The 2,497-nt window shown below is 55.7% G+C and carries 2 protein-coding genes and 2 pseudogenes; all 4 read right to left on the reverse strand.

The features are described from left to right. Window positions 1-261, reverse strand: a pseudogene (locus BIS10_RS18305) (TRAP transporter permease); the annotation flags it as partial. A 104-nt stretch (window positions 262-365) separates the two neighbouring features. Further along, window positions 366-860 (reverse strand): DUF1850 domain-containing protein, encoded by a 495-nt coding sequence (locus BIS10_RS18310; RefSeq protein ID WP_253507571.1) that lies wholly within the window; start codon window positions 858-860, stop codon window positions 366-368. Window positions 861-879: 19 nt separating this feature from the next. Next, window positions 880-1,839, reverse strand: a complete 960-nt coding sequence (locus tag BIS10_RS18315; protein ID WP_253507574.1) for a TAXI family TRAP transporter solute-binding subunit — start codon at window positions 1,837-1,839, stop codon at window positions 880-882. Window positions 1,840-1,996: 157 nt separating this feature from the next. Further along, window positions 1,997-2,497: pseudogene (locus BIS10_RS18320) on the reverse strand (FAD-dependent oxidoreductase); the annotation flags it as partial.

Below are 2,497 nucleotides of genomic sequence, written 5' to 3' on the forward strand. Positions count from 1 at the left end.
AAAGATCAGATCAATCCCCCACCCCAATACACCGCGTTTACGGTTGGGCCCAAAAGCAGGGAACATTAAAAATGCCAACAGCATAATCAGCGCCAAGTGAATACTGCGCTGGTAAAATAAGCCCAACGGCTGGATACCCGCCGAATAAAGTTGGAATAACGACAGTCCCACCGCCACGATGGTGATACACCATAAAACGAAGCGGGGTTGAATCGCATTACCGCCCGGCATGATAACCGGTGGTGGCGTGGATTCTTTCATGAAGTCCTCGGAAGCGTTAGCTAACTTAGGGGGTTAATACCCACTTAATTTTTATGAAACCGTAATGAGATAAGCGCTGAGTGATAAAAAATAGCGGTTGATGCTTAGGAGGCAGACAACTCAATAGTGACGCGTTGCCCGGCAGCGCGCTCACTCAAACTTACCGTGGTGTGCTCGTTAGACGGCCATACCACGCGATGATTAACCGCCGTTGACCCCACCCGCAGCACATAGCGGTTGTTGGCAACCGGCTCGTTAATCGCGTTGATCCAGTACCCGCCCTCACCGTCGGACACCTGCTCGCCGCGTCCATAGATATGCCCAAGCCCTGCGGCAAAATCCGGTTGATGACTACGCTCTAACTGCATCGTGCCGTCTACGTTGCGGTAACAATCCAACACCGTGAAATGCTCAACAGAGTGCTGCCACTGGATGCACCAGCGGCTGCCTTCAGGCGCGGCTGCATCCACTAGCGTTTCGCCCTGATCGGTCACGACCGTTAAGCGCATAGACGCAGCCGCCGAAGCGGGGGTAACCCCCGCTTCGGCGTACAAACCACTCATCAACAAGAGCGCCATCAGTCGTCGTTGCCACTGCATGGCTGTGCTCCTTGATCAATTACGGACGCAGACGGTCCGGAATCTCAGCACCCACTTCTTCAAAGTAGCGAATCGCGCCCGGATGCAGCGGCACCGGCGTAGAGTTCATGGTGAACTCAATGGTGGTGTCGTTGGCGGCCGGGTGAACCGCGATCAGCTCATCGGTGTTTTCAAACAGCAGTTGGGTCAGTTGGTAGGCCAGCTCTTCATCCATATCAGAGTTGACGACGAGTACGTTGGGAATACCAATGGTCTGAACCGCTTCGTCCATACCGTCGTACATGCCTGCGGCCAGCTCGTAAGGAGCAAATACCGCTTCAGCTTCCTGGGCGTTAGCAATCTCTTCATCCGTCAGGCTAATCAGGCGGATATCGCGAGTAGCGGCAAGGTTCAGAATAGAGCTGGTGGGCGGGCCTACGCTCCAGAAACCGGCGTCGATGTCGCCATCACGAATCGCGTCGGCGGTTTCGTTGAAGTTCAGGCGCTGAGGAGTGAAATCTTCGTAGCTGACGCCGTTAGCTTCCAGCAGGGCACGGGCGTTTAGCTCGGTGCCGCTACCCGGTGCACCTACAGAGACACGCTTACCGGCTAGGTCCGCAATGCTCTGAATGTCAGACTCTGCCAGGGTGACCAACTGCACAGCATTGGGATACACAGACGCCAGCGCGCGGGTGTTCTCAATCTGGCGGCCATCGAAATCGCCGGTACCGGTGTACGCCTGATAGACCGTATCGGCCAGCGCCAGCGCCATATCGGCATCGCCGCGCATGATCAGGCCCATGTTCTCAACAGACGCACCGGTTACTTCGGCCGTGGCCTGAGCACCTTCGATGTGGTTGTTGATCATTTCAGCAAAGCCGCCGCCGATAGGGTAATACACCCCGCCGGTGCCGCCGGTGGCAATTGAGAGCTGCTGCGCGCTGGCTGGCAGTGCGACGGCTAACATGGATGCTGCTACGGTATATTTTAGAGTTCGCATGAGCATTTCCTCCGTCCTACTTGGACTTATAGGTATGGTTGACGTAAAGGAGGTGTGAAGCCCCAGCCCCGAGTCGCCGTGAACGGCTGCCCGGGGCGGTGCACAGAAGTTAGCACGGCTGGTGCGTGAGATGCTAATGCAGCAAACCGCTTTCACCCTATTTCAACAGTGCTTTGACATGCTCCACAATATGAGCACCAATCGGCAGCGCCGAGGTCGCCGCAGGCGACGGGGCGTTGCCCACGTTCACCGTACGTTTCGTATTCACAAACAGAAAATCATCCACCAGCTTACCGTCATTGGAGACCGCCTGAGCGCGTACCCCCGCAGGATAAGGCGTTAAATCCTGAAGGGTTAAGCTGGGGCAGTACTTACGCACCAAATCAAGATATCCGCGCTTATAAAGCGAGTTTTTCATCTCAAACAGCCCGGGTTTCAGGTGTTTACCCAGCACTTTCAAAATACCGGGATGCGTGAACATCTGCCCCATATCGCTTAACGACATGTCTTGCTTGCGGTAGCCCTCACGTTTGAGTGCCAGCACCGCGTTAGGGCCAACGGTCACCGTGCCATCGATCATGCGCGTTAAGTGAACGCCCAAGAACGGCATGGCGGGGTCAGGCGGTCTCCAATGACGGTAAGCTGGTGGATGATTTTC

This window comes from Halomonas sp. 707B3, from assembly GCF_024158645.1.
Classification (GTDB): domain Bacteria; phylum Pseudomonadota; class Gammaproteobacteria; order Pseudomonadales; family Halomonadaceae; genus Vreelandella; species Vreelandella lionensis.

Bases quoted from the DNA above. Each gene is read 5' to 3' on its own strand.
- BIS10_RS18315 (WP_253507574.1), bottom strand. From the start codon at position 1,839: ATGCGAACTCTAAAATATACCGTAGCAGCATCCATGTTAGCCGTCGCA.
- BIS10_RS18310 (WP_253507571.1), bottom strand. From the start codon at position 860: ATGCAGTGGCAACGACGACTGATGGCGCTCTTGTTGATGAGTGGTTTG.